Annotated in this window: 27 protein-coding genes and 1 tRNA gene; 22 read left to right on the top strand and 6 right to left on the bottom strand. The window is 58.8% G+C overall.

The window, feature by feature from the left end:
- Positions 1 to 115 precede the first annotated feature (115 nt).
- A complete protein-coding gene (locus SOP95_RS18035; RefSeq protein WP_323607810.1) occupies positions 116 to 1,444 on the bottom strand; it encodes an OprD family porin in 1,329 nt (442 codons plus the stop codon).
- 452 nt (positions 1,445 to 1,896) lie between these two features.
- Between SOP95_RS18035 and SOP95_RS18030 the strand changes: the two genes are divergently transcribed.
- The 3 genes from SOP95_RS18030 (at position 1,897) to SOP95_RS18020 (ending at position 2,987) form a co-directional block, all read left to right on the top strand.
- On the top strand, positions 1,897 to 2,211 hold the full coding sequence (locus tag SOP95_RS18030; protein WP_323607808.1) for a hypothetical protein: 315 nt from the start codon (positions 1,897 to 1,899) through the stop codon (positions 2,209 to 2,211).
- Positions 2,212 to 2,351: 140 nt separating this feature from the next.
- Entirely contained in the window at positions 2,352 to 2,777 is a 426-nt protein-coding gene (locus tag SOP95_RS18025) for an HIT domain-containing protein (protein WP_323607807.1), read from the top strand.
- A 3-nt stretch (positions 2,778 to 2,780) separates the two neighbouring features.
- Positions 2,781 to 2,987, top strand: a complete 207-nt coding sequence (locus SOP95_RS18020; protein ID WP_007977339.1) for a SlyX family protein — start codon at positions 2,781 to 2,783, stop codon at positions 2,985 to 2,987.
- 77 nt (positions 2,988 to 3,064) lie between these two features.
- Here the strand turns inward: SOP95_RS18020 and SOP95_RS18015 are convergent, their stop codons facing one another.
- Positions 3,065 to 3,667, bottom strand: a complete 603-nt coding sequence (locus SOP95_RS18015; RefSeq protein ID WP_274074361.1) for a cold-shock protein — start codon at positions 3,665 to 3,667, stop codon at positions 3,065 to 3,067.
- 307 nt (positions 3,668 to 3,974) lie between these two features.
- Here SOP95_RS18015 and SOP95_RS18010 point away from each other — a divergent pair, with 307 nt between their 5' ends.
- The 19 genes from SOP95_RS18010 (at position 3,975) to nadA (ending at position 19,126) form a co-directional block, all read left to right on the top strand.
- A complete protein-coding gene (locus SOP95_RS18010; protein WP_180205182.1) occupies positions 3,975 to 4,445 on the top strand; it encodes a Dps family protein in 471 nt (156 codons plus the stop codon).
- Positions 4,446 to 4,700: 255 nt separating this feature from the next.
- Positions 4,701 to 5,039, top strand: a complete 339-nt coding sequence (locus tag SOP95_RS18005; protein WP_323607806.1) for a ribbon-helix-helix domain-containing protein — start codon at positions 4,701 to 4,703, stop codon at positions 5,037 to 5,039.
- Positions 5,040 to 5,175: 136 nt separating this feature from the next.
- Positions 5,176 to 5,397, top strand: coding sequence for an FmdB family zinc ribbon protein (locus tag SOP95_RS18000; protein ID WP_007977333.1), 222 nt, complete (start codon positions 5,176 to 5,178; stop codon positions 5,395 to 5,397).
- Between the two features lie 109 nt (positions 5,398 to 5,506).
- Positions 5,507 to 7,282, top strand: a complete 1,776-nt coding sequence (gene aspS, locus SOP95_RS17995; protein WP_274074363.1) for an aspartate--tRNA ligase — start codon at positions 5,507 to 5,509, stop codon at positions 7,280 to 7,282.
- A 125-nt stretch (positions 7,283 to 7,407) separates the two neighbouring features.
- The gene (locus SOP95_RS17990) at positions 7,408 to 8,154 is read left to right on the top strand and encodes a YebC/PmpR family DNA-binding transcriptional regulator (protein ID WP_323607805.1); all 747 of its coding nucleotides are present in this window, start codon (positions 7,408 to 7,410) and stop codon (positions 8,152 to 8,154) included.
- Between the two features lie 134 nt (positions 8,155 to 8,288).
- On the top strand, positions 8,289 to 8,813 hold the full coding sequence (ruvC, locus tag SOP95_RS17985; RefSeq protein ID WP_008015799.1) for a crossover junction endodeoxyribonuclease RuvC: 525 nt from the start codon (positions 8,289 to 8,291) through the stop codon (positions 8,811 to 8,813).
- A 114-nt stretch (positions 8,814 to 8,927) separates the two neighbouring features.
- The gene (gene ruvA / locus SOP95_RS17980; protein ID WP_046818808.1) at positions 8,928 to 9,536 is read left to right on the top strand and encodes a Holliday junction branch migration protein RuvA; all 609 of its coding nucleotides are present in this window, start codon (positions 8,928 to 8,930) and stop codon (positions 9,534 to 9,536) included.
- Positions 9,537 to 10,598 (top strand): Holliday junction branch migration DNA helicase RuvB, encoded by a 1,062-nt coding sequence (ruvB, locus tag SOP95_RS17975; protein ID WP_046818807.1) that lies wholly within the window; start codon positions 9,537 to 9,539, stop codon positions 10,596 to 10,598.
- Positions 10,599 to 10,725: 127 nt separating this feature from the next.
- On the top strand, positions 10,726 to 11,193 hold the full coding sequence (gene ybgC, locus SOP95_RS17970; RefSeq protein WP_274074365.1) for a tol-pal system-associated acyl-CoA thioesterase: 468 nt from the start codon (positions 10,726 to 10,728) through the stop codon (positions 11,191 to 11,193).
- Positions 11,183 to 11,878 carry a protein TolQ gene (tolQ, locus tag SOP95_RS17965; protein ID WP_007995636.1) on the top strand — a complete coding sequence of 232 codons (696 nt, stop codon included), beginning with the start codon at positions 11,183 to 11,185 and terminating at the stop codon, positions 11,876 to 11,878. Before ybgC ends, tolQ begins: the two co-directional genes overlap by 11 nt.
- 24 nt (positions 11,879 to 11,902) lie before the next feature.
- Positions 11,903 to 12,355, top strand: coding sequence for a protein TolR (tolR, locus tag SOP95_RS17960; protein ID WP_162279067.1), 453 nt, complete (start codon positions 11,903 to 11,905; stop codon positions 12,353 to 12,355).
- Positions 12,355 to 13,452 (top strand): cell envelope integrity protein TolA, encoded by a 1,098-nt coding sequence (tolA, locus tag SOP95_RS17955; RefSeq protein ID WP_274074366.1) that lies wholly within the window; start codon positions 12,355 to 12,357, stop codon positions 13,450 to 13,452. The genes tolR and tolA overlap by 1 nt, the downstream gene beginning before the upstream one ends.
- 17 nt (positions 13,453 to 13,469) lie before the next feature.
- Positions 13,470 to 14,750, top strand: coding sequence for a Tol-Pal system beta propeller repeat protein TolB (gene tolB, locus SOP95_RS17950; RefSeq protein ID WP_406592123.1), 1,281 nt, complete (start codon positions 13,470 to 13,472; stop codon positions 14,748 to 14,750).
- 52 nt (positions 14,751 to 14,802) lie between these two features.
- Positions 14,803 to 15,300, top strand: a complete 498-nt coding sequence (gene pal / locus SOP95_RS17945; protein ID WP_003178634.1) for a peptidoglycan-associated lipoprotein Pal — start codon at positions 14,803 to 14,805, stop codon at positions 15,298 to 15,300.
- A 6-nt stretch (positions 15,301 to 15,306) separates the two neighbouring features.
- Positions 15,307 to 16,155 (top strand): tol-pal system protein YbgF, encoded by an 849-nt coding sequence (ybgF, locus tag SOP95_RS17940; protein ID WP_274074368.1) that lies wholly within the window; start codon positions 15,307 to 15,309, stop codon positions 16,153 to 16,155.
- A gap of 167 nt (positions 16,156 to 16,322) precedes the next feature.
- Positions 16,323 to 16,970 (top strand): 7-carboxy-7-deazaguanine synthase QueE, encoded by a 648-nt coding sequence (gene queE, locus SOP95_RS17935; protein WP_056726033.1) that lies wholly within the window; start codon positions 16,323 to 16,325, stop codon positions 16,968 to 16,970.
- Between the two features lies 1 nt (position 16,971).
- Entirely contained in the window at positions 16,972 to 17,664 is a 693-nt protein-coding gene (gene queC / locus SOP95_RS17930) for a 7-cyano-7-deazaguanine synthase QueC (protein ID WP_274074370.1), read from the top strand.
- 63 nt (positions 17,665 to 17,727) lie between these two features.
- Positions 17,728 to 17,803 (top strand) — tRNA-Lys (locus SOP95_RS17925).
- Between the two features lie 264 nt (positions 17,804 to 18,067).
- Positions 18,068 to 19,126, top strand: a complete 1,059-nt coding sequence (nadA, locus tag SOP95_RS17920; protein WP_192410366.1) for a quinolinate synthase NadA — start codon at positions 18,068 to 18,070, stop codon at positions 19,124 to 19,126.
- A 137-nt stretch (positions 19,127 to 19,263) separates the two neighbouring features.
- Here the strand turns inward: nadA and SOP95_RS17915 are convergent, their stop codons facing one another.
- The 4 genes from SOP95_RS17915 to SOP95_RS17900 form a co-directional block, all read right to left on the bottom strand.
- Entirely contained in the window at positions 19,264 to 19,752 is a 489-nt protein-coding gene (locus tag SOP95_RS17915) for an RDD family protein (protein WP_323607804.1), read from the bottom strand.
- Between the two features lie 95 nt (positions 19,753 to 19,847).
- Complete coding sequence (locus SOP95_RS17910; protein ID WP_003175786.1) at positions 19,848 to 20,060, bottom strand: cold-shock protein; 213 nt, start codon at positions 20,058 to 20,060, stop codon at positions 19,848 to 19,850.
- Between the two features lie 402 nt (positions 20,061 to 20,462).
- Positions 20,463 to 21,587 carry a glycine cleavage system aminomethyltransferase GcvT gene (gcvT, locus tag SOP95_RS17905; RefSeq protein WP_274074372.1) on the bottom strand — a complete coding sequence of 375 codons (1,125 nt, stop codon included), beginning with the start codon at positions 21,585 to 21,587 and terminating at the stop codon, positions 20,463 to 20,465.
- A gap of 36 nt (positions 21,588 to 21,623) precedes the next feature.
- Positions 21,624 to 23,000, bottom strand: a complete 1,377-nt coding sequence (locus tag SOP95_RS17900) for an L-serine ammonia-lyase (RefSeq protein ID WP_323607803.1) — start codon at positions 22,998 to 23,000, stop codon at positions 21,624 to 21,626.
- Positions 23,001 to 23,143: the final 143 nt, after the last annotated feature.

Here is a 23,143-nt window from a genome sequence, read left to right as displayed (position 1 = left end):
CGTTATGCTCGCAAGTTGCTTGCTGCAGTGTTTGTTATGTGGCAGGCATAAAAAAACCGCCCACCGGAAGAGGTGAGCGGTTTTTGATCTACAGAGTTGCGGTGTTACACCCTGATTACAGGATGCTCAGCGGGTACTCGATGATCAGACGGGTGTCGTAGACGTCAGACGAGTAGCCACTGTACGCACCGTTCGAACGGTAGTTGGCGAAACGCGCACGGAACGACAGGTCTTTTGCTGGACCTTCCTGTACGACGTACTTGGACTCCAGGTTCCACTCGTTTTCCTTACCTTCACCCAGACCGTTGGTCTTGATGTTGTCACCCATTACGTAACGGGTCATGAAGCTCAGGCCAGGAACGCCGTAGGTCGCCATGTTCAGGTCGTAGCGAGCTTGGTAGGATTTCTCCTCGCGGCCCACGAAGTCGGAGATCTGAATGGAGTTGGATACGAAGATGGTGCTGTTGCCGTCAACGCCGTAGTAGTAAGCGTTGTCGCCGCTGGACTGCTGGTAGGCCAGGGTGAACTTGTGAGCGCCCAGGCTGTAGGCAGCTGCCAGGGACCACAGGTTGTTGTCCACGCCCAGGGTGCCGTCGCCAATGGCGTCAACCAGGTCGCCGCGCTTGTCGCCCTTGGTTTTGTAACCGTTGAGGTCGAAGTTCAGCGACTGGTCGTCGTTGATCGGCACGGTCAGGTTCATGTTGACGTAGTACTTCTTGAAGTACTCTTCAGCATCCGACGCAGCCACGGCAGCGGTGAAGTTGTCGGTGAAGGCGTAGCTGGCACCGAAGATGTTGATGCCGTCGCTCAGGCCTTTGGAGTGGAAACCGTCTTCATCTGGCAGGCCGCCGATGCTGTCACGGGCCATACCGGTTTGCTTGCTCAGCGCGGTGAAGCGACCAGCGCTCACTTCCAGGCCTTTGATTTCCTTGGAAGTCAGCAGGGTACCGGTAGCGACTTCTGGCAGCAGACGGCTGTCGTCAGTAGCGAATACAGGGCTGGCAACGAATTGCTGGCCATATTTCAGGGTGGTGTCGGACAGACGCAGTTTCACTGCACCGCCTACCTTGCCCTGGGATTTTTCCGGGTTGCCTTCGCTGTCGTTGGCGAACAGGCCGTTACCGCGCTTGCCCGAGCCGCCGTCCGTTTTGACCGAACCCATGGCCATGGCGTCGAGGCCGAAACCAACAATACCTTGAGTGAAGCCCGATTCGTAGGTGAGCAATTGGCTCAGACCGGAATCCTGACGGTAGCCGGCAGTACCGGAACTAGGGTTGCTTGCACCATTCTTGTAGTCGCGGTTCATGTACTCAAAACGGGTTTTGAGTTTCAGGCTCGAATCTTCCAGGAAACCCTTGGATTCGTCCTGGGAGGACGCCATTGCGAACTGCGAGGTGCCTGCTGCAACAGCCAGTGCGATCATGCTCCACTTCATCACGCGCATCGTGATTTGCTCCTTTGGTTTTTAGAAGAGTACTGCCGCTCCACCTGTTTTATTATCTGGGCGGCTCTTTCTTTTTGTGTCGGCGCAAACTTATATCACGCCGACAATGTTGGCGATACTTGCGCATCTAACCTTTCAGCTTCTTTACGACCCTGTCGTAAACGGCTAGCTAGATGTCGCAAATTTACAGCCCCGATGCAACCGGACTGACAACTTTTAATGCTGTTTTTCTGGGCTGGCGCATCGATAAAAAGAGTCCCTGGTGAAACGTTTGAATCTCCATCGGGCTACCCTGCCACTGTTTTTTTGGTCTTCAGGCTGCCCGCTTCCCGCGGTGCCTTATAGACGATGTGGGTAACAATGCAACAAGCGTGCACAAATCAGAACTCCACCGATGTTTTTTTCTGACAGGCTGCCTGATGCGGTAAAAACCTCATGAAACCGGGGGGTTCATGCTTCTTTTCTTCGGGCTTGACGCCATGGTTGGCATCGTGTTTCAGCCTCCTGTTGAGTCGCCTGACATGCAAAAGCGTTACCGGTTCACCCCGCCAGTGAGTAATTGGCGGATATGCGAAGCACTCAGCGTAGACGCGCTGTGCGGTTTTGGTGCAAAAAATTTTTATGACTGTGCTGAATTCACACAGTCGGGCAATTTGCGTGGCGTGAACAGGCCTTGGTTTTCTGGTCATTTCGGCGTTTTTTATCAGCTGTCTGGTTCGGTGTTGGTGCGTTTTCGCAGAAAATGTCTCATCTCGGGGCGGGCTTGAGCCCTTTGTAGGTCCTCGAGTGGTCCAGGCAGTGGTTCGCCGTGAAGCCGGCAGGGTATGCTGCCGTCCGGTGGCCTGGCGTACGATCTCTCTGGATGGGCGCTAAGCTGAAAAATGATGACCTGACGGGAGTACGCGCAGTGTTCGCTTTAGATCCACGACTTCAACAAGACACACTACCGATCGGTGATTTCCCGCTTTGTCGGTTGCTGTTGTCCAATGACTCGAACTACCCCTGGTTCATCCTGGTGCCACGCAGGGACGATATCAGTGAGATATTTCAGTTGAGTGTCGCCGATCAGCAGCAGCTGTGGCAGGAAACGACCGCGTTGTCAGAGCTGCTCAAGGACTCGTTCGACGCGGACAAGCTGAACGTCGCTGCCCTGGGCAACGTGGTCAGCCAGTTGCACATGCATGTGATCGTGCGCAAGCGTGAAGACGCGGCCTGGCCGGCGCCGGTCTGGGGCAAGCATCCGGCCAGGCCCTACAGTGCAGAGCAGGTCGCGGCGATTCGCGAACGGCTGCGCCTGGTGTTGACCGATGATTTCAAGTTTTTGGAGGGTTGAGCCATGAGCCTCGAAGAGCGCGTAACCGACCTTGAAAGCCGACTGGCGTTTCAGGATGACACCATCCAGGCATTGAATGATGTCCTGGTGGCGCAGCAGCGGGTGGTCGAACGCCTGCAGCTGCAGATGGCCGCGCTGCTCAAGCGGCAAGAGGAAATGGTCGGCCAGTTCGAGTCTTTTGAAGAAGAAGCGCCGCCACCGCATTATTGAGCGCCGCGGCCCTTTAACTGAAAGTGCAGGCAATAAAAAACCGCGAACATGTTCGCGGTTTTTTTATTGCCTTTCTATCAGCGACGCGGCAGGGCGGCGATGACGTCTTCGGCTTGCAGGCCTTTGTCACGATTCATGACGGAGAACTCGACGCGCTGACCTTCGACCAGAACGCGATGGCCTTCACCGCGAATGGCCCGGAAGTGCACGAAAATATCATCGCCGGAGTCGCGGGAAATAAAGCCGAAGCCTTTGGAGGTGTTGAACCACTTGACGGTCCCGGTATCGCGGTTGCTCATGTCATAGCTTGGCGAAGCGGCGGCCGGTGACGATTTGTAGAAGCTGATGGCCAGGTGCAGGGCAACAGCGATAAAGGCTGCGACCAGGCTGAACAGCACGGCAGGCTGACCGGCAATGACCGGCATCTCCGCGATCAGTGTCACGGTTTGCAGTGCGACAGCCAGCACCAGCAGGGCGCTGACCAGATTCTGCAGTTGATGGCGCGGGCCTTTGTTCCAGTAAGGGATAACCGGGGCAAGCGTCAGGTTGAGCAGGCCGAAAAAGGCCAGGTAAAGCGCTTCGGGTTGTTGCAGGTACGGTAAGGCTTCGGATCGCAGGCTAGGGATGAAGGACAGCAGCAAAGCCGCTGCGCCTATCAGCAGGTGGACGATTTTCAACATTTTGATTAACTCACGTTAAGACAGCTCACAAGGAAGAGCTGATGGCGCACGGTTCGCTTCGGAATAAATAAGAGGCGGTGGACACGTACCCGGTATCAGCCTATGCGCCGCGCCCGAAAAAATAGGCACTGACGACACGCTGCCTATTTAACAGCAAAGCTGCAGCCTACTCAAATCAAGGAGTCCAGCGGTGCATCGGGGCCTCTTGCCGGCGCATGGCAGGACCTCCGGGCTGCAGCCTGGCGACAGGCTTGCTAGAGTGGTCCTGCACCTGTTGGATGAACTTCATCACCTTTAGGGGAAAAACATGGCAATCGATATCGGTATCAGTGAAGAGGACCGCAAGTCCATCGTCGACGGACTTTCGCGGCTGCTGTCGGACACCTATGTGCTTTACCTGAAGACCCATAACTTCCATTGGAACGTGACGGGTCCCATGTTCCGCACCCTGCATTTGATGTTCGAGGAGCAATACAACGAGTTGGCTTTGGCGGTCGATTCGATTGCCGAGCGCATTCGCGCGCTCGGATTTCCGGCGCCGGGTGCCTATTCCGTTTATGCGCGCCTGTCCTCAATCAAGGAAGAAGAGGGTGTGCCTGCTGCCGAAGACATGATCAGGCAACTGGTGGCGGGCCAGGAGGCTGTCACGCGTACCGCCCGGGGGATCTTCCCGCTGCTGGATAAGGTCAGCGACGAACCTACGGCTGACCTGCTGACCCAGCGCATGCAGGTCCACGAGAAAACCGCGTGGATGCTCCGCGCACTGCTGGATCAGTGATACGCCAGCGCGTGGATGGCACTGTTGTTCGCGCGCTGCCTTTCTTCGGATAGACGCCCTGTCGATTGAGCGATTTTTCGCTTGTAGCTGTGGGAAAAGCGCTCGACTAGGACCCTCTCCCTTATCCGCCTTCAGTTGTTGGCTTATCCTACGCGGACGGTCCTAAAGTCATCTGGCTATAACTTTGCCCTCACGTTTTTATAGGCATGCAATTGCTTTTATGGAAACCGCACATGGCAAAGGAGTGTCAGCGATATGCAATATGAAGGCGCAAGAGACGATGGGCGGATCGGTTCGGCCAGGGATATAAGAATCGACCCATTTGTCAGTGAGTTCGATATGGGACTGGCCCGGCCGCAATCGCGATCGGTGCGATTGAATGGCTTTGCCACCTGTTTGCGGCTTGAACAGGTGTATTGGGATATCTTGGGCGACATGGCCAGGGTCAATTGCTGTTCGGTCAGCGCGCTGCTGTCCCATGTCGATCGCGAAGTGCATTTGCGTCATGGTGGGGTGAGAAATTTCAGCGGGCTGGTGCGGGTGGTCTGTGTTGTCCACAGCCGCAAGGAAGGGCGTTACCCGGTCATGGCTTGAACCGGATGAATGAAGGAGCAACGTGTCGATCTGTGCAGTCTTACGGCTGCACAGGCTGCATTTAATGGATATAATCCCGCTCTTTGCCGCAAAACCCAGCGTGCGCGGTAGCAATCTGATCGCCGAGACAACCCCCATGCCGATGTACGATTACCAATGTGCTTCCTGTGGTCATCAGTTGGAAGCCATTCAAAAGATCAGCGATGCACCGTTGGTCGACTGCCCTGCGTGCCAGGCGCCAGAGCTTAAGAAGATGCTGTCCATGCCAGGTTTCCGCCTCAGCGGCACCGGCTGGTACGAGACCGATTTCAAGACCGGTTCCAAGAAGAACCTGGCCGGCGGCGACAAAGCTGACTAGGGTTGCGGACCTGAGTTGAACCACACGCGCGAGTTCTTGCGTCTTCCGTCAGCGGATCGACGCGAGCTCTCCAACCGAATGTCGAATTACGAGAAGTGAAACCACTACCATGATGCGCAGCCATTATTGCGGCCAACTGAACGAAAGCCTGGAAGGCCAGGAAATTACCCTTTGCGGATGGGTCCACCGTCGTCGTGACCACGGTGGGGTGATTTTCCTCGATATCCGTGATCGTGACGGTCTGGCCCAAGTGGTGTTCGATCCGGACCGCGCTGAATCCTTTGCCGCCGCCGATCGCGTGCGCAGCGAGTACGTCGTGAAGATCACCGGCAAGGTTCGCCTGCGTCCGGCCGGTGCCACCAACGCCAACATGGCGTCTGGCATGATCGAAGTCCTGGGCTATGAACTGGAAGTGCTGAATGAGTCGGAAACCCCGCCGTTCCCGCTGAACGAGTTCTCCGACGTCGGCGAAGAAACCCGCCTGCGCTATCGCTTCCTCGACCTGCGTCGTCCGGAAATGGCCGAAAAGCTGCGCCTGCGTTCGCGCATGACCACCAGCATCCGTCGCTTCCTCGACGAGAACGGCTTCCTCGACGTCGAAACGCCGATCCTGACCCGTGCCACCCCTGAAGGTGCTCGCGACTACCTGGTCCCTAGCCGTACCCACGCCGGCTCGTTCTTCGCCTTGCCGCAATCGCCGCAGCTGTTCAAGCAACTGCTGATGGTCGCCGGTTTCGACCGTTACTACCAGATCGCCAAGTGCTTCCGCGACGAAGACCTGCGTGCCGATCGCCAGCCGGAATTCACCCAGATCGACATCGAGACCAGCTTCCTCGATGAAAAAGAGATCATGGGCCTGACCGAGCAAATGATCCGCAACCTGTTCAAGGAAGTGCTGGGCCTGGAATTCGGCGAGTTCCCGCACATGACCTTCGAAGAGGCCATGCGCCGCTACGGTTCCGACAAGCCGGACCTGCGTAACCCGCTGGAACTGGTCGACGTTGCCGACCAGCTCAAGGAAGTCGACTTCAAGGTGTTCAGCGGCCCGGCCAACGACCCTAAATGCCGCATTGCCGCCCTGCGCGTTCCAGGCGGGGCGAGCATGCCGCGCAAGCAGATCGACGATTACACCAAGTTCGTCGGCATCTACGGTGCCAAGGGCCTGGCGTACATCAAGGTCAACGAGCGCGCCAAAGGCGTCGAGGGCCTGCAGTCGCCAATCGTGAAGAACATTCCTGAGGCCAACCTCAACGTGATCCTCGATCGCGTCGGTGCGGTCGACGGCGATATCGTGTTCTTCGGTGCCGACAAAGCCAAGATCGTCAGCGAAGCCCTGGGCGCGCTGCGGATCAAGCTGGGCCACGACCTGGAGCTGCTGACCTGCAAGTGGGCGCCAATGTGGGTCGTCGACTTCCCGATGTTCGAAGAAAACGACGACGGCAGCTTCACCGCCTTGCACCACCCGTTCACCGCGCCGAAGTGCACCCCGGCAGAGCTGGAAGCCAACCCGGCTGGCGCTCTGTCCCGCGCCTACGACATGGTCTTGAACGGTACCGAGCTGGGTGGCGGTTCGATCCGTATCCACCGTAAAGAGATGCAGCAGTCGGTGTTCCGTCTGTTGGGCATCAACGAAGCGGAACAGGAAGAGAAATTCGGCTTCCTGCTCGACGCCCTGAAATACGGTGCGCCGCCGCACGGTGGCCTGGCTTTCGGTCTCGACCGTCTGGTGATGCTGATGACCGGCGCCCAGTCGATCCGTGAAGTGATCGCCTTCCCGAAAACCCAGAGCGCGGCGGACGTCATGACTCAGGCGCCGGGCCAGGTCGATGCCAAGGCATTGCGCGAACTGCACATTCGTTTGCGCGAAACGCCCAAGGCTGAGTAAGGCTCAGAAGGGCGCATCTGCGGATGCGCCCTTTCTTCATACATAAAGCAGTTCAAGATTTTTGTTTGCCGGCCGGCGCGATGCAGCGTGGCGGGCAATGTTTCAAAGAGAATTCGGAGCGAGTTATGGCAGGTCATTCCAAGTGGGCGAACATCAAGCACCGCAAAGAACGTCAGGATGCCAAGAGAGGCAAGATCTTCACCAAGTGGATTCGTGAGCTGACCGTCGCGGCCCGTCAGGGTGGTGGCGAGCCGGGCTCGAATCCGCGTCTGCGCCTGGCGCTGGACAAGGCCCTTGGGGCGAACATGAGCCGCGACATCATCGATCGCGCCATTGCCCGTGGCGCCGGTGCGACCGAAGCCGACAACGTCGAAGAGCTGACCTACGAAGGTTACGGCCCCGGCGGCGTGGCGGTGATGGTCGAGTGCATGACCGACAACCGCAACCGTACCGCGGCGGCAGTTCGCCATGCGTTCAGCAAGTGTGGCGGCAACCTCGGCACCGACGGTTCTGTGGCCTATCTTTTCGAACGCAAGGGGCAAATCAGCTTTGCGCCAGGCGTCGATGAAGATGCCTTGACCGAAGCGGCCCTGGAAGCCGACGCCGATGACGTGGTCAGCCACGAAGACGGCTCTATCGACGTGTTCACCTCGTTCACCGGATTCTACGCGGTGCGCAACGCGCTGGAAGCGGCTGGGTTCAAGGGCGATGACGCGGAAATCGTCATGCTGCCGACCACCAGCGCCGAGCTGGACCTGGAAGGCGCCGAGAAAGTTCTCAAGCTGATCGACATGCTCGAAGACCTGGATGATGTGCAGAACGTCTACTCCAATGCGGACATTCCAGAGTCGGTCGCCGCACAACTAAGCTGAATGCTACGCCCTCATTGTAGGAGCTGGCTTGCCAGCGAAGAGGCCCTTGAACTTTTGCAAGTCTTGAGGCCGCCTTCGCTGGCAAGCCAGCTCCTACAATTTCCTCGGATACTCGCATCAGCGTTATAGGCGTTATGACTTTAATTCTTGGTATCGACCCCGGTTCGCGCATTACCGGTTATGGCGTGGTACGCGATACCGGACGTGGCTGCGAGTACGTGGCCTCCGGCTGCATCCGTACCGGTGCCGGCGAGTTGCATGAGCGCCTGCAGATTGTCTACCGCGGCGTGCGTGAGATCATTCAGACCTACCATCCTGTCACCATGGGCATCGAGAAGGTGTTCATGGCGCGCAATGCCGACTCCGCCCTGAAGCTGGGGCAGGCCCGTGGCGCGGCCATAGTGGCTGGCGCGGAAGAAAGCCTGGAGATCGCCGAGTACACGGCCACCCAGGTCAAGCAGGCGGTCGTCGGCACCGGCGCGGCCAACAAAGAGCAGGTACAAATGATGGTCATGCACATGCTCAAGCTGACCAGCAAACCGCAAATCGATGCCTCCGACGCCCTGGCCATTGCCATTTGCCATGCGCACACCCGCTCCAGCCTGTTGCCCCATGGCCTGGGCGCCGCACGCAGTCGTGGCGGGCGCCTGCGTCTCTGATAGCATCAGCAATCATTTTTCTGGAATGAGGGTGATGCGCCTGGGTTGTCGGCGCAAAACCCTTGTTCTCTCAGTCGCTGGCCCAGGGCTGGCCAACGCTCAAGGATCTGTAACGTGATTGGACGCTTACGCGGCACACTGGCTGAGAAACAGCCGCCGCACCTGATTCTGGATGTAAATGGCCTGGGGTATGAGCTTGAAGTGCCCATGACCACGCTTTATCGCCTGCCGTCGGTCGGTGAACCGCTGACGCTGCACACCCATCTGGTCGTACGCGAAGACGCGCAGTTACTCTATGGCTTCGTCGGCAAGCGGGAGCGAGACTTTTTTCGCGAACTGATCCGTCTCAATGGTGTAGGACCGAAACTGGCCCTGGCCCTGATGTCGAGCCTGGAAGTCGACGAGCTGGTGCGTTGCGTGCAGTCCCAGGATACCTCGGCGCTGACCAAGGTGCCGGGCGTGGGCAAGAAAACCGCCGAGCGCCTGCTGGTTGAGCTCAAGGATCGCTTCAAGGCCTGGGAAACCGTGCCGGCCATGTTTGCCCTGGTGCCGAACCAGCCGGACGGGCCAGCGCCCGTCAACAGCGCCGAAAACGACGCGGTCAGCGCGCTGATCTCCCTGGGCTACAAGCCACAGGAAGCCAGCAAGGCGATTTCCGCGATCAAGGAGAAAGGCTTGAGCAGCGAAGACCTGATTCGTCGTGCCCTGAAGGGAATGATCTAAGTGATTGAAGCTGACCGTCTGATCGCCGCCACGGGTGCCCCCCGTGATCGCGAGGAAGTCCAGGACCGGGCGATACGCCCCGTCAGCCTGGCCGAGTACATTGGCCAGCCGACCGTTCGCGAGCAAATGGAGTTGTTCATCCAGGCTGCCCGCGGGCGTAACGAGTCCCTGGACCACACGTTGATCTTCGGCCCGCCGGGCCTGGGCAAGACCACCCTGGCCAATATCATCGCCCAGGAAATGGGCGTGTCGATCAAGAGCACCTCAGGCCCGGTCCTCGAGCGTCCAGGTGACCTGGCGGCACTGCTGACCAACCTTGAGCCCCACGACGTGCTGTTCATCGATGAAATCCATCGCCTGTCGCCGATTGTCGAGGAAGTGCTGTACCCGGCCATGGAGGATTTCCAACTCGACATCATGATCGGCGAAGGGCCGGCCGCGCGGTCGATCAAGCTCGATCTGCCACCGTTCACCCTGGTCGGTGCGACCACCCGGGCGGGGATGCTGACGAACCCGTTGCGTGACCGTTTCGGTATCGTCCAGCGCCTGGAGTTCTACAGCACCGCCGACCTCTCGACGATTGTCAGTCGTTCGGCGAACATCCTCGGCCTGCCGCTCGACCCGGAGGGCGCCTTCGAAATCGCTCGCCGCGCCCGTGGCACGCCGCGGATCGCCAACCGTCTGCTGCGCCGGGTAAGGGATTTCGCCGAAGTGCGCGCCAAAGGCCACATCACCAAGCCGATTGCCGACCTGGCCCTGAACCTGCTGGATGTCGACGAGCGTGGCTTCGATCACCAGGACCGACGTCTGCTGCTGACCATGATCGAGAAGTTCGATGGTGGGCCGGTGGGGGTGGATAGTCTGGCCGCGGCGATCAGCGAAGAACGTCACACCATTGAAGACGTGCTGGAGCCGTACCTGATCCAGCAGGGCTACATCATGCGTACGCCGCGGGGGCGGGTAGTGACCCGGCATGCGTACCTGCATTTCGGATTAAACATTCCGTCACGATTGGGCGAAATGCCCGTGGTAGACGAGTTCCTTGATGCCGTGGACGATTAATTAACTTTGCGGGCTGATTTTTTCGGGCAATGTGTGGTCCCAGGACCGTACTTTTGCGCGAAAGCCGCAGAACATTGAAAAACAGTTGCCTGGCCGGATTGGCAACCCGAGGAGTAAGCACTAGAGTATGCGCGCGCAAAACGGGCTTGAGCCTTTCGCACATCGTTGTCGCGTTTATTACGAGGACACCGATGCGGGCGGCATCGTGTATTACGTCAATTACCTCAAGTTTATGGAACGGGCTCGAACCGAGCGGCTACGAGAGCTGGGCTTTGCCCAATCCAAGCTTGCCGGTGAGGACCTGTTGTTCGTCGTGCATTCCAGCGAAGCGCGCTACCACGCGCCGGCGCGACTGGACGACGAGCTGCTGGTAAGCGCTGAAGTAATCGAATTGAACCGTGCCAGCCTGCGCTTCAAGCAGCAGGTCAGGCGGGCCACGGATGATGCACTGCTCTGCGAAGGGCAGTTTCTGGTGGCCTGTGTGCGCACTGAAAGTTTGAAACCCCGGGCCATTCCCGAAGCTCTACGAGCGGCCTTTGCCGCCGTGAGCGGCGCGGGTACACACTCAAAGCAGGAGATAAAGCGTGGAAGCTAACGTCGTCGACCATTCCTCCATGTGGAGCCTGGTCAGCAATGCCAGTATCGTGGTGCAACTGGTAATGCTGACCCTGGTAGCCGCATCGGTGACCTCATGGATCATGATCTTTCAGCGCAGCAATCTGCTGCGCGCCGGTCGACGCGCCCTGGAGAGCTTCGAAGAGCGCTTCTGGTCGGGTATCGACCTGTCCAAACTCTACCGTCAGGCGGGTAGCAACCCGGACCCGGATTCCGGTGTCGAGCAGATCTTCCGCGCCGGCTTCAAGGAATTCTCCCGTCTGCGCCAGCAGCCTGGGGTCGATCCCGAGGCGGTCATGGAAGGCGTGGCCCGTGCCATGCGCGTGGCCATTTCCCGTGAAGAAGAAAAGCTCGAGCAGAGCCTGCCGTTCCTCGCCACTGTCGGTTCCGTGAGCCCGTATATCGGTCTGTTCGGTACGGTCTGGGGCATCATGAACTCCTTCCGTGGCCTGGCAACTGCCCAGCAAGCGACCCTGGCCACCGTTGCCCCGGGTATCGCCGAAGCCCTGATCGCCACCGCGATCGGCCTGTTCGCGGCCATTCCAGCCGTTATCGCTTACAACCGTTTTGCTGCTCGCAGTGAAACCTTGCTGGGCCGTTACTACACCTTCGCCGATGAATTCCAGGCGATCCTGCACCGCAAAGTGCACACCAGCGAAGAATAAGCAGGTAATTTCCAGATGGCTTTAATCGCTCGAGCTCGCAAAAAGCGCAAGCCGGTTGCCGAGATGAACGTAGTGCCTTACATCGACGTGATGCTGGTACTGCTGGTCATCTTCATGGTGACCGCGCCGATGCTCAATCAGGGCGTGAAAGTTGATCTGCCCAAGGTTTCCAGCGAAGCCTTGCCGCAGGACAACAACACCCAGGTCCTGACCATTTCGATCAAGGCTGACAAGACCTATTACTGGAACCTTGGCAGCGAAGTCGACACCGAGAAGCAACAGGACAGGGCCATGACCCTGCCGCAAATGACCAGTGCAGTAACCAAGATCATTGCCGCCGGTAACGATAACGGCAAGCGCACCCAGGTCTTCATTCGCGGCGACAAGACTGTCGACTACGGCTCCGTCATGGGCGCCATGGGCGGGTTGCAGAAAGCCGGCGTCGGTAATGTTGGCTTGATTACCGAGGCGCCCTGATGCAGCAACAGCGAGAGCCGTCCGCCTCGGAAAGCTACTTCTGGCCTAGTGTCTGGGCGATTGGCTTGCACGTGCTGGTGTTCGGCATGCTGTTTGTCAGTTTTGCCTTTACTCCGGAGTTGCCGCCGGCCAAGCCGATTGTCCAGGCGACCCTGTACCAGCTGAAATCGAAAAGTCAGGCAACCACCCAGACCAATCAGAAGATTGCGGGTGAGGCGAAGAAATCCGCCGCACGCCAGACCGAAGTCGAGCAGTTGGAACAGAAGAAGGTCGAGCAGGAAGCGATAAAGGCTGCGGAACAAAAGAAAGAAGACGCGGCTCAAAAGGCCGAGGAAGCCAAGAAGGCCGACGAGTCGAAGAAAGCGGAAGAGGCGAAAAAGGCTGATGAGGCCAAGAAGGCCGATGAAGCCAAGAAAGCCGACGAAGCGAAGAAGACCGCCGAAGCCAAGAAGGCAGAAGAGAAACAATTGGCTGATATAGCCAAGAAGAAAGCGGAAGAAGAAGCCAAGAAGGCTGCTGAAGAAGAGGCCAAGAAAGCGGCTGCTGAAGAAGCGAAGAAAAAGATCGTCGAAGACGCGAAGAAGAAAGCCGCCGAAGACGCCAAGAAGAAAGCTGAAGCTGAAGAGGCGAAGAAGAAAGTCGCCGAGGAAGCGAAGAAGAAAGCTGCTGCCGATGCTGCGAAGAAAAAATCGCAGGACGCGGCGCGTAAATCCGCCGAAGACAAAAAGGCCCAGGCCCTGGCAGATTTGCTTTCCGATACGCCGCAGCGTCAGCAGGCCTTGGCCGATGAGCGCGGTGACGAAGTCGCCGGCAGTTTTGATGATTTGATTCGTCTTCGTGCAGCGGAAGGCTGGGCTCGTCCACCTTCGGCCCGCAAAGGCATGACGGTCGTGCTGCAAATCGGCATGTTGCCGGACGGTACGGTGACTTCGGCCAGCGTGGCCAAGTCCAGTGGTGACGGTCCGTTTGATGCGTCTGCTGTAGCGGCGGTCAAGAATATTGGACGTTTGACAGAAATGCAGGGAATGAAGCCGAGCGATTTTGCTCCGTATCGTTCATTCAAGATGACATTCACGCCTGAGGATTTAGCCCCGTGAGAAACCTTCTACGAGGAATGCTTGTCGCTATCTGCTGCATGGCAGGAATGGCGATGGCAGATGAGAAAAACATTCTGGTCACCAGCGGCAGCGATCGGGCCACCCCGATCGCGGTCGTGCCGTTCGGCAACCAGGGCGGCAGCGTGCTGCCGGACGACATGGCGGAAATCATCGGTAACGACCTGCGCAACTCGGGTTACTACTCGCCGATTCCAAAGCAGAACATGATCAGCCAGCCTAGCCAGGCCAGCGAAATCATCTTCCGTGACTTCAAGGCGCTGGGCGCCCAGTACGTGATGGTCGGCAGCATTGCCCCGGCGGGCGGTCGCCTGCAGGTGCAATACGCCCTGTTCAACGTCGCCACCGAGCAGCAAGTGCTGACCGGCAGCGTGTCGGGCAGCGTCGATCAGTTGCGCGACATGTCGCACTACATCGCCGACCAGTCGTTCGAAAAACTCACCGGCATCAAGGGTGCGTTCTCGACTCGCCTGCTGTACGTGACGGCCGAGCGCTTCTCCGAAAAGAACACCCGTTACACGCTGCAGCGTTCGGACTATGACGGTGCCCGTGCCGTGACCCTGCTGCAGTCGCGTGAGCCAATCCTGTCGCCGCGTTTCGCGCCCGATGGCAAGCGTATCGCCTACGTCTCGTTCGAGCAGAAGCGTCCGCGCATTTTCATGCAGAACATCGACACCGGTCGCCGTGAGCAGATCACCAACTTCGAAGGCCTGAACGGCGCGCCAGCCTGGTCGCCGGATGGCAATCGCCTGGCGTTCGTACTGTCCAAGGACGGCAACCCGGACATCTATGTGATGAACCTGGGCTCGCGTCAGATCACCCGCGTCACCAACGGTCCTGGCATCAACACCGAACCGTTCTGGGGCAAGGATGGCTCGACCATCTACTTCACGTCCGATCGTGGCGGCAAGCCGCAGATCTACAAGACCAGTGTGGGTGGGGGCGGTGCCGAGCGCGTGACTTTCGTCGGTAACTACAACGCCAACCCTAAACTGTCGGCTGATGAAAAGACGCTTGTCATGATTCACCGTCAGGATGGCTTCACCAATTTCAAGGTGGCGGCCCAGGATTTGCAGCGCGGTAGTGTAAAAATCCTCACTGATAGCACTCTGGACGAGTCGCCTACTGTCGCGCCCAACGGCACCATGGTAATCTACGCCACCCGCCAGCAGGGCCGGGGAGTCTTGATGCTCGTGTCTATCAATGGACGCGTAAGGCTCCCGCTTCCTACCGCTCAAGGCGAAGTCAGAGAACCTTCCTGGTCCCCTTACCTGAACTGACGCGGCGCTATACGTTGTACTTAACACACTGGGGTTCATTAGGAGTTTCACGATGGAAATGCTGAAGTTTGGTAAATTTGCTGCGCTGGCACTGGCCATGGCTGTAGCTGTAGGTTGCTCGTCCAAAGGCGGCGACAATGCCGGTGAAGGCGCGGTAGATCCAAACGCTGGTTACGGCGCAAACACTGGTGCAGTTGACGGCTCCCTGAGCGAAGAAGCTGCACTGCGCGCTATCACCACTTTCTACTTCGAATACGACAGTTCGGACCTGAAGCCAGAAGCCATGCGCGCTCTGGACGTTCACGCCAAGGACCTGAAAGCAAACGGCGCTCGCGTTGTTCTGGAAGGCAACACCGACGAACGTGGTACTCGTGAGTACAACATGGCACTGGGCGAGCGTCGTGCGAAAGCCGTTCAGCGCTACCTGGTACTGCAGGGTGTTTCCCCAGCTCAGCTGGAACTGGTTTCCTACGGCGAAGAGCGTCCAGTTGCTACCGGCAACGACGAGCAGTCCTGGGCTCAAAACCGTCGCGTCGAACTGCGTAAGTAATTCGTCATGCGAACGTGCCGTCGTGCTGTAACTGTCCTGGCTCTCAGTCTCGCGCCGCTTGCGGCGTGGGCTGCGGTTCCTGTGGTCGACAACGACTCCGGCTATAACAATAGCGGGAGCAGTAATCCGCCTGCAGGTTACGGTACGAACGGCGCCTATGCCGGGGGAGGGGTTTCGACCCCTGTCTCGGCACAGGGCCAGCTGTTCAACCAACTGCAACAAATGCAGGATCAGATCTCGCGCCAACAGGGTGTGATCGAAGAACTGCAAAATGATGTAGCGCGCATGAAGCAGGAAAGCCTGGAGCGATACCAGGATCTTGATCGGCGCATAGGAAGCGGCGTTGCACCTGCCGCGACTCCTGAGAATTCTCCTGCCGGTGGCGACTTGAACGCCCCCGGTGCAGCAGCGGCTGGCGCAGCTGCGGGTGCAGGAGCGGCAGCCGCTCAAGCACCCGCCGCGGGTAGCGAGCCGGCGGATCCGGCGAAGGAAAAGCTCTATTACGATGCTGCCTTCGACCTGATCAAGGCTAAGGATTTCGACAAGGCCAGCCAGGCTTTTGCCGCATTCCTGCGCAAGTACCCGAACAGCCAGTACTCAGGCAATGCCCAGTACTGGTTGGGCGAAGTGAACCTGGCCAAAGGCGATCTGCAAGGTGCAGGTCAGGCCTTTGCCAAGGTTTCGCAGCTGTACCCCAAGCACGCCAAAGTGCCTGACTCGCTGTACAAGCTCGCTGACGTAGAGCGCCGCCTGGGTCATCCCGACAAGGTAAAAGGCATTCTGCAACAGGTTGTGTCCCAGTATCCGGGCACGTCTGCCGCTCAGCTGGCCCAGCGTGATCTGCAAAAAATGTAAGGGCTGCTTGACCCCTTTCGAAGAAACCCGCGCTTGTCGCGGGTTTTTTCGTTAGAATTCACGCCCTTTTTATGAAACACGCTTTTTGGGGCCTGCGCATTGCCGGGGTTCCTTGAAGTGCCTGACGGAGGCGGACAGCCTGTTTAGCTGTTACGCCCGTGGCGACTATGCAAGACACATTGAGAATTACCGAAGTTTTCTACTCGTTGCAGGGTGAAACGCGGACTGCTGGCCTGCCCACTGTTTTTGTGCGCCTGACCGGTTGCCCGCTGCGTTGCCAATACTGCGACAGCGCCTACGCCTTCACCGGCGGAACCATCCGCACCCTCGACGATATCCTCGAGCAGGTCGCCGGCTTTCGCCCGCGCTACGTCTGTGTCACGGGCGGCGAGCCCCTGGCCCAGCCCAATGCCATTCCATTGCTCAAGCGCCTGTGCGATGCCGGTTACGAAGTGTCACTGGAAACCAGTGGCTCGATCGATATCTCGGCGGTAGATTCCCGGGTCAGTCGCGTCGTCGACCTGAAGACCCCGGGGTCGAAGGAAGCGCATCGCAACCGCTACGAAAACATCGAGCTGCTGACGCCCAACGATCAGGTGAAGTTTGTCATCTGCTCGCGGGAAGACTATGACTGGTCCGTGTCCAAGCTGATCCAGTACGGTCTGGACAAGCGCGCCGGTGAAGTCCTGTTCTCGCCAAGCCACCATGATCTCAATGCGCGAGACCTGGCCGACTGGGTGGTGGCGGACAACCTGCCAGTGCGTTTGCAACTGCAGCTGCATAAATATCTTTGGAATGACGAGCCGGGGCGCTGAAATGACTGAACCACTCAATACTGCTGAAAAACGCGCGGTGATCCTCTTGTCCGGTGGCCTGGACTCGGCAACCGTCGTGGCCATGGCGCGTGCCGAAGGCTACAGCTGCTACACCATGAGCTTCGACTACGGCCAACGGTCTCACGCTGAGTTACACGCCGCTGAACGTGTGGCCAAAGACCTGGGTGTTGTCGAACACAAGGTGATCGGGCTGAACCTGAACGGCATGGGCGGCTCGGCACTGACCGATACCAGCATTGACGTCCCGGAAGTCGCGGCTGAAGGTATTCCGGTGACTTACGTGCCTGCGCGTAACACGGTGTTCTTGTCCCTGGCGCTGGGCTGGGCGGAAGTGCTTGGTGCACGGGACATCTTCAGCGGTGTCAACGCGGTGGATTACTCCGGTTATCCGGACTGCCGTCCCGAGTTCATCGAGGCTTTCGAGCGCATGGCCAATCTGGCGACCAAGGCCGGTGTAGAAGGGATGGGTTTTCGCATTCAGGCGCCGCTGCAACATCTCAGCAAGGCACAGATCGTTCAGGCGGGTACCAGGCTTGGGGTGAATTATGGCCTGACCGTTTCCTGCTATCAGGCCGACGATGACGGCCGTGCCTGCGGCAAGTGCAGCAGCTGCCGCCAGCGAGCGGAAGGCTTCGCGGCGGCCGGAATCAGCGACCCAACACGTTATTTTTGATTTTTTTTAAAATAGGTGTTGAATAGTCCTTAAAAATCAGTATTATACGCGCCACCACACAGCGGGTCGTTAGCTCAGTTGGTAGAGCAGTTGGCTTTTAACCAATTGGTCGTAGGTTCGAATCCCACACGACCCACCATTTTTGGCGGTTTAGAAAATCCGGAAGGCCCACGCAAGTGAGGATTTCCGGGTTTTTTTTTGCCTGCAATTTGTGCGTTCGCCGATCCCGGCCAGCACTGCGTGGCTCAGGTCAGAATCATCTTTTGCATCCCGCGGATATTCTGTAGCCTTGCGCCTCTTCAAAGCTCTGATGATTACTCACTCTCCCGGCGGTACCCTCAAGGGTCCAGAGCTGGGGTGTATACTCGACTTTCGCGCTTAAGCGCCTGCAGGTCTTGCGAACATGACGCAGATTTCCGAACGCCTTCTGGTCCAGGCCCACCTCGACGCCAAGCAGCCCAAGCCGCTGACCGCCGAAGAGGAGGCCTATTACCGTGCTGCCATCGCCGCCGAGCTCAAGGCTCAGGACGCGGTGCTGGTGGCTCACTTCTATTGCGATCCGGTTATTCAGGCCCTGGCCGAAGAAACCGGTGGCTGTGTCTCCGACTCGCTTGAGATGGCTCGCTTCGGCAACGCCCACCCGGCCAAGACCGTGGTGGTCGCCGGGGTAAAATTCATGGGCGAGACGGCCAAGATCCTCAATCCCGAAAAACGCATCCTGATGCCGACCCTGGAAGCGACGTGCTCGCTGGACCTAGGCTGCCCGGTCGATGAGTTTTCCGCGTTCTGCGACCAGCATCCGGAGCGTACGGTGGTGGTTTACGCCAATACCTCGGCGGCGGTCAAAGCCCGCGCGGACTGGGTGGTGACGTCGAGCTGTGCGCTGGAAATCGTCGAAAGCCTGATGGATAACGGCGAAACCATCATCTGGGGGCCGGACAAGCACCTGGGCACCTACATTCAGCGTCAGACCGGTGCCGACATGCTGCTGTGGGACGGTGCCTGCATCGTTCACGAAGAGTTCAAGTCCAAGCAGCTCGAAGACATGAAGGCGCTGTATCCAGATGCGGCGATCCTGGTGCACCCGGAGTCGCCGACCTCGGTGATCGAGCTGGCGGATGCCGTCGGCTCCACCAGTCAGTTGATTGCAGCGGCACAGAGCCTGCCGAACAAGACGCTGATTGTCGCCACCGACCGCGGTATCTTCTACAAGATGCAGCAGTTGTGCCCGGACAAGGTCTTTATCGAGGCGCCAACGGCCGGTAACGGCGCGGCATGCCGCAGTTGCGCGCATTGCCCCTGGATGGCGATGAACACCCTTGAGCGCACGCTCAAGAGCTTGAAGGAGGGGACGAACGAGATCTTTGTCGATCCGGCGTTGATTCCGCAGGCGATTCGGCCGTTGAAGCGGATGCTCGACTTCACCCAGGCGGCGCGGATGAAGCTGGCCGGGAACGCCTGATATCTATCAGGCTGGTCGCATAAAACTGTGGGAGCGGGCTTGCTCGCGAAGAGGGCGTATCAGTCGACATTGATGTTGCCTGACACGCCCTCTTCGCGAGCAAGCCCGCTCCCACATTGGTTTGTGCTTACCGAAAATTATTTGGTCTTCTTCGGGATCCGCACCAGCTGGGTATTGGAATACATGTCATGCCAGCTGCGTTTCTGCTTGTCGAACAGCGACCAGAAGAACCCCAGGCCCACGCACAGCAACGATGCGATCGACACCACAAAGCGCAACAGCGCCTGCCACAGGCTGATGGACGAGCCATCGGCATTCTGTACGCGCACGCCCCACACCTGCATGCCCAGGGTCTGGCCTGAGTAAGTCCAGAACTTGGCGAAGAAGCCGAACAGCACGAACAACAGCACCGTCGACAGCAGAGGATCGCCATCCAGCGCGCCCGCTTCGGTGAGGGTGCGCATTTTCTCTTCGCCGATGATCGCCATCTGGATCATCTTGTAGACACCGCTGGTGACGATCAGCAGGGCGGTGCACAGCAGGAAGTCATAGAACATCGCTGCCAGGCGACGACCCAGGCCGACGGCGGGGAAGTTGCCCTGGGGTTTGAGCAGGTGTTTCGACATGGCAGCCTCTGGGCACAAAAAGAAGCCATTTTACGGATTTACGCGCACAAAAAAGCCCCTGATGTCACCATCAGGGGCTTTTTCGTTACAGAAGATTAGGCTTCTGCTTGTACTTCGTCAGCCTGCATGCCTTTCTGGCCCTGCACGGCGACGAAAGTCACTTTCTGGCCTTCTTTCAGGCTCTTGAAGCCGTTGCCCTGGATGGCGCGGAAATGCACGAACAGATCCGGACCGCTTTCAGGAGTGATAAAACCAAAACCTTTCTCGTCGTTAAACCACTTGACGGTACCGCTCTGACGTTGGGACATTTCTTATTTCCTTTGACGCAAAAAATTAATGACAGTCTCTTTCTCATGAAAGAGTACTGGGGCTGGTTGCAGGAGAGTAAGAAGACGTCGAACGGGATGTAGCTAACTTGTAGGCTACTGCCCAGGTCACGATTCCAAGCGACCCATGCAAACACAGTGAACAAACTCTACGCCAACTACGGGAGAAAAAACAAGCCCTCTGGAAGCCCCGGATTTGCTCAGGTTCCTGCCACCCCTGACAACTAGCCCGGGCTTATGCACTGGCGGCGTTCAAATGTTTTCGATCGTTATAAGCAAAGTTCATAATCGAAGCTTAGAGCCAAACGATGCACTATTTTATGGCGGTTGCGTTACACATTAGTGCAGTGTAAGCGCAACCGCGTTACTTATAGGAACAGTCAATCAGCCGCGATAGTAGCGTTGTGGAACAAATGGCATTTTGCTTACAAGCAAAGCCACCTTTTTCCCACGGACGATTGCCCATACCGGTGTGTCGAGGGCGATGTAGGCGCTGTCGACGTAACCCATGGCCAACGGGCCGCCCAGGGTCGGTCCGAAGCCGCCGCTGCACACGCTGCCGATGATCTCGCCGGCTTCGTTGACGATTTCCGCGCCTTCGCGCACCGGGGTGCGTTCCTGCGGTAGCAGGCCAACGCGCTTGCGGGTAACACCGCCTTGTTGCTGGGCGAATACATTTTCAGCGCCAGGGAAGCCACCGGCGCGCGCACCGTCGGCACGACGTGGCTTGGAGATGGCCCACAACAGGCTGGCTTCGATCGGGGTGGTCTCGGTATTCATGTCGTGGCCGTACAGGCACAGGCCGGCTTCCAGGCGCAGCGAGTCACGCGCGCCGAGGCCGATGGCCGCCACTTCAGGCTCGGCCAACAGGGCTCGGGCCAGGGCTTCGGCGCTGGCGGCAGGAACCGAGATTTCAAAACCGTCTTCACCGGTGTAACCCGAGCGGCTGACAAAGCAGTCCACGCCCAGCAGGTTCACGCGGGCGAACTGCATGAAGGTCATCTTTGCCACTTCTGGCGCCAGACGTGCCAGCACGGTCACGGCGGCCGGACCTTGCAGGGCGAGCAGGGCGCGTTCTTCGAACAGCGGCTCGATAGTGCACTGGTCGCCGATGTGCTTGCGCAGGTGGGCCAGGTCCTGGTCCTTGCACGCGGCATTGACCACCAGGAACAGTTCGTCGTTGCCCAGGTTGGCGACCATCAGGTCGTCGAGGATGCCACCGCTCTCGTTGGTGAACATCGCGTAGCGCTGCATGCCCACTGGCAGGTCGATGATGTCCACGGGCACCAGGGTTTCCAGGGCCTTGGCGGCATTGGCGCCGGTCAGGCGGATCTGGCCCATGTGCGAGACATCGAACAGGCCGGCCTGCTCGCGGGTGTGCTGGTGTTCTTTCATCACACCCAGCGGGTATTGCACCGGCATGTCATAGCCGGCGAACGGCACCATGCGCGCGCCCAGTTCGATGTGCAGGGCGTGCAACGGTGTTTTCAACAGTTGTTCGGTGGACATATTCAACTCCTGGAGAAGTGTGCAGATGAGCGCGCATCAGCACTCGATAATGTTGACCGCCAAACCGCCACGGGCGGTTTCCTTGTATTTGCTTTTCATGTCGGCGCCGGTCTGGCGCATGGTGCGGATGACCTTGTCGAGGGACACGAAGTGCTGCCCGTCGCCGCGCAGGGCCATGCGCACGGCATTGATGGCCTTGACCGAACCCATGGCGTTGCGCTCGATGCAAGGGACTTGCACCAGCCCGCCGATCGGGTCGCAGGTCAGCCCGAGGTTGTGTTCCATACCGATTTCCGCAGCGTTTTCCACTTGCTGCACGGTGCCGCCCAGCACTTCGCACAGGGCGCCCGCCGCCATGGAGCAGGCCACGCCGACTTCGCCCTGGCAGCCGACTTCGGCGCCGGAGATCGAGGCGTTTTCCTTGTACAGGATGCCGATGGCCGCAGCGGTCAGCAGGAAGCGCGCCACCCCGTCGTCGTTCGCGCCGGGGATGAAACGCATGTAGTAATGCAGGACCGCCGGGATGATTCCGGCTGCGCCGTTGGTCGGGGCTGTCACCACGCGCCCGCCGTTGGCGTTTTCTTCGTTGACCGCCAGGGCGTACAGGTTGACCCAGTCCAGTACCGACAGGGGATCGCGCAGTGACGATTCGGGGTTTTTACAGAGTTGCCGATGCAGCGCGGCCGCCCGGCGCTTGACCTTGAGACCGCCGGGCAGGATGCCTTCGTTGCGGCAACCGGCGGCGACGCAGTCCTGCATCACTTGCCAGATTTTCAGCAGGCCGGCGCGGGTTTCCGCTTCCGGGCGCCAGGCACTTTCATTGGTCAGCATCACCTGGCTGATGGACAGGCCGTAGGTGGTGCAGTGGCTGAGCAGGTCCTTGGCGCTTTTGAACGGGAAGGTCAGGGGGGTGGCGTCTTCGACGATGCGGTCGGCGCCAGCGGCGTCTTCATCGACGACAAAACCACCGCCGACCGAATAGTACTCGCGGCTGCGGATTTGCAGGCCGGCAGCATCGAAGGCGCGAAAGATCATGCCGTTGGGGTGATAGGCCAAGGGCTTGCGGATCATCGCCAGGTGTTCTTTCTCATTGAACGCAATGCTGTGTTCGCCGAGCAGGTTCAAGCGACCATTGCCGCGAATTGCTTGCAAGCGGGCGGCGACGGTTTCGGTATCCACGGTGTCCGGGTGTTCGCCTTCCAGGCCGAGCAGCACAGCCTTGTCACTGCCGTGGCCCTTGCCGGTGGCGCCGAGCGAACCGTACAGCTCGACCTTGACGCAGGCGGAGGCTTGCAGCAGCCCTTCACGGCGCAGACCTTCGGCGAAACGCGCAGCTGCGCGCATCGGGCCGACGGTGTGGGAGCTGGAGGGGCCGATGCCAATCTTGAACAGGTCGAACACGCTTAACGACATGGTTGTTCTCCGGTTTCTTGTTATAGGAATTGGCGAAAATCTTGTGGAGATCCTGTAGGAGCTGGCTTGTCGGGTCGCCGCATCGCAGCGAAGGCGGTGTGTCAGGCAACAGTTGTGTCGGCTGATATTCCGTCTTCGCTGGC

Origin of the sequence: Pseudomonas sp. YuFO8 (genome assembly GCF_035065025.1) — a bacterium.
GTDB classification, from domain to species: domain Bacteria; phylum Pseudomonadota; class Gammaproteobacteria; order Pseudomonadales; family Pseudomonadaceae; genus Aquipseudomonas; species Aquipseudomonas putida_AE.
The sequence above is the reverse complement of the archived record's forward strand: the minus strand, read 5'-3'. Positions and strand labels throughout refer to the sequence as shown.

Coding starts and splice junctions, on each gene's coding strand:
- SOP95_RS18035 (WP_323607810.1), bottom strand. CDS start 1,444: ATGCGCGTGATGAAGTGGAGCATGATCGCACTGGCTGTTGCAGCAGGC.
- SOP95_RS18030 (WP_323607808.1), top strand. CDS start 1,897: ATGCTTCTTTTCTTCGGGCTTGACGCCATGGTTGGCATCGTGTTTCAG.
- SOP95_RS18020 (WP_007977339.1), top strand. CDS start 2,781: ATGAGCCTCGAAGAGCGCGTAACCGACCTTGAAAGCCGACTGGCGTTT.
- SOP95_RS18015 (WP_274074361.1), bottom strand. CDS start 3,667: ATGTTGAAAATCGTCCACCTGCTGATAGGCGCAGCGGCTTTGCTGCTG.
- SOP95_RS18010 (WP_180205182.1), top strand. CDS start 3,975: ATGGCAATCGATATCGGTATCAGTGAAGAGGACCGCAAGTCCATCGTC.
- SOP95_RS18005 (WP_323607806.1), top strand. CDS start 4,701: ATGCAATATGAAGGCGCAAGAGACGATGGGCGGATCGGTTCGGCCAGG.
- SOP95_RS18000 (WP_007977333.1), top strand. CDS start 5,176: ATGCCGATGTACGATTACCAATGTGCTTCCTGTGGTCATCAGTTGGAA.
- aspS (WP_274074363.1), top strand. CDS start 5,507: ATGATGCGCAGCCATTATTGCGGCCAACTGAACGAAAGCCTGGAAGGC.
- SOP95_RS17990 (WP_323607805.1), top strand. CDS start 7,408: ATGGCAGGTCATTCCAAGTGGGCGAACATCAAGCACCGCAAAGAACGT.
- ruvC (WP_008015799.1), top strand. CDS start 8,289: ATGACTTTAATTCTTGGTATCGACCCCGGTTCGCGCATTACCGGTTAT.
- ybgC (WP_274074365.1), top strand. CDS start 10,726: ATGCGCGCGCAAAACGGGCTTGAGCCTTTCGCACATCGTTGTCGCGTT.
- tolA (WP_274074366.1), top strand. CDS start 12,355: ATGCAGCAACAGCGAGAGCCGTCCGCCTCGGAAAGCTACTTCTGGCCT.
- tolB (WP_406592123.1), top strand. CDS start 13,470: ATGCTTGTCGCTATCTGCTGCATGGCAGGAATGGCGATGGCAGATGAG.
- pal (WP_003178634.1), top strand. CDS start 14,803: ATGGAAATGCTGAAGTTTGGTAAATTTGCTGCGCTGGCACTGGCCATG.
- ybgF (WP_274074368.1), top strand. CDS start 15,307: ATGCGAACGTGCCGTCGTGCTGTAACTGTCCTGGCTCTCAGTCTCGCG.
- queE (WP_056726033.1), top strand. CDS start 16,323: ATGCAAGACACATTGAGAATTACCGAAGTTTTCTACTCGTTGCAGGGT.
- queC (WP_274074370.1), top strand. CDS start 16,972: ATGACTGAACCACTCAATACTGCTGAAAAACGCGCGGTGATCCTCTTG.
- nadA (WP_192410366.1), top strand. CDS start 18,068: ATGACGCAGATTTCCGAACGCCTTCTGGTCCAGGCCCACCTCGACGCC.
- SOP95_RS17915 (WP_323607804.1), bottom strand. CDS start 19,752: ATGTCGAAACACCTGCTCAAACCCCAGGGCAACTTCCCCGCCGTCGGC.
- SOP95_RS17910 (WP_003175786.1), bottom strand. CDS start 20,060: ATGTCCCAACGTCAGAGCGGTACCGTCAAGTGGTTTAACGACGAGAAA.
- gcvT (WP_274074372.1), bottom strand. CDS start 21,587: ATGTCCACCGAACAACTGTTGAAAACACCGTTGCACGCCCTGCACATC.
- SOP95_RS17900 (WP_323607803.1), bottom strand. CDS start 23,000: ATGTCGTTAAGCGTGTTCGACCTGTTCAAGATTGGCATCGGCCCCTCC.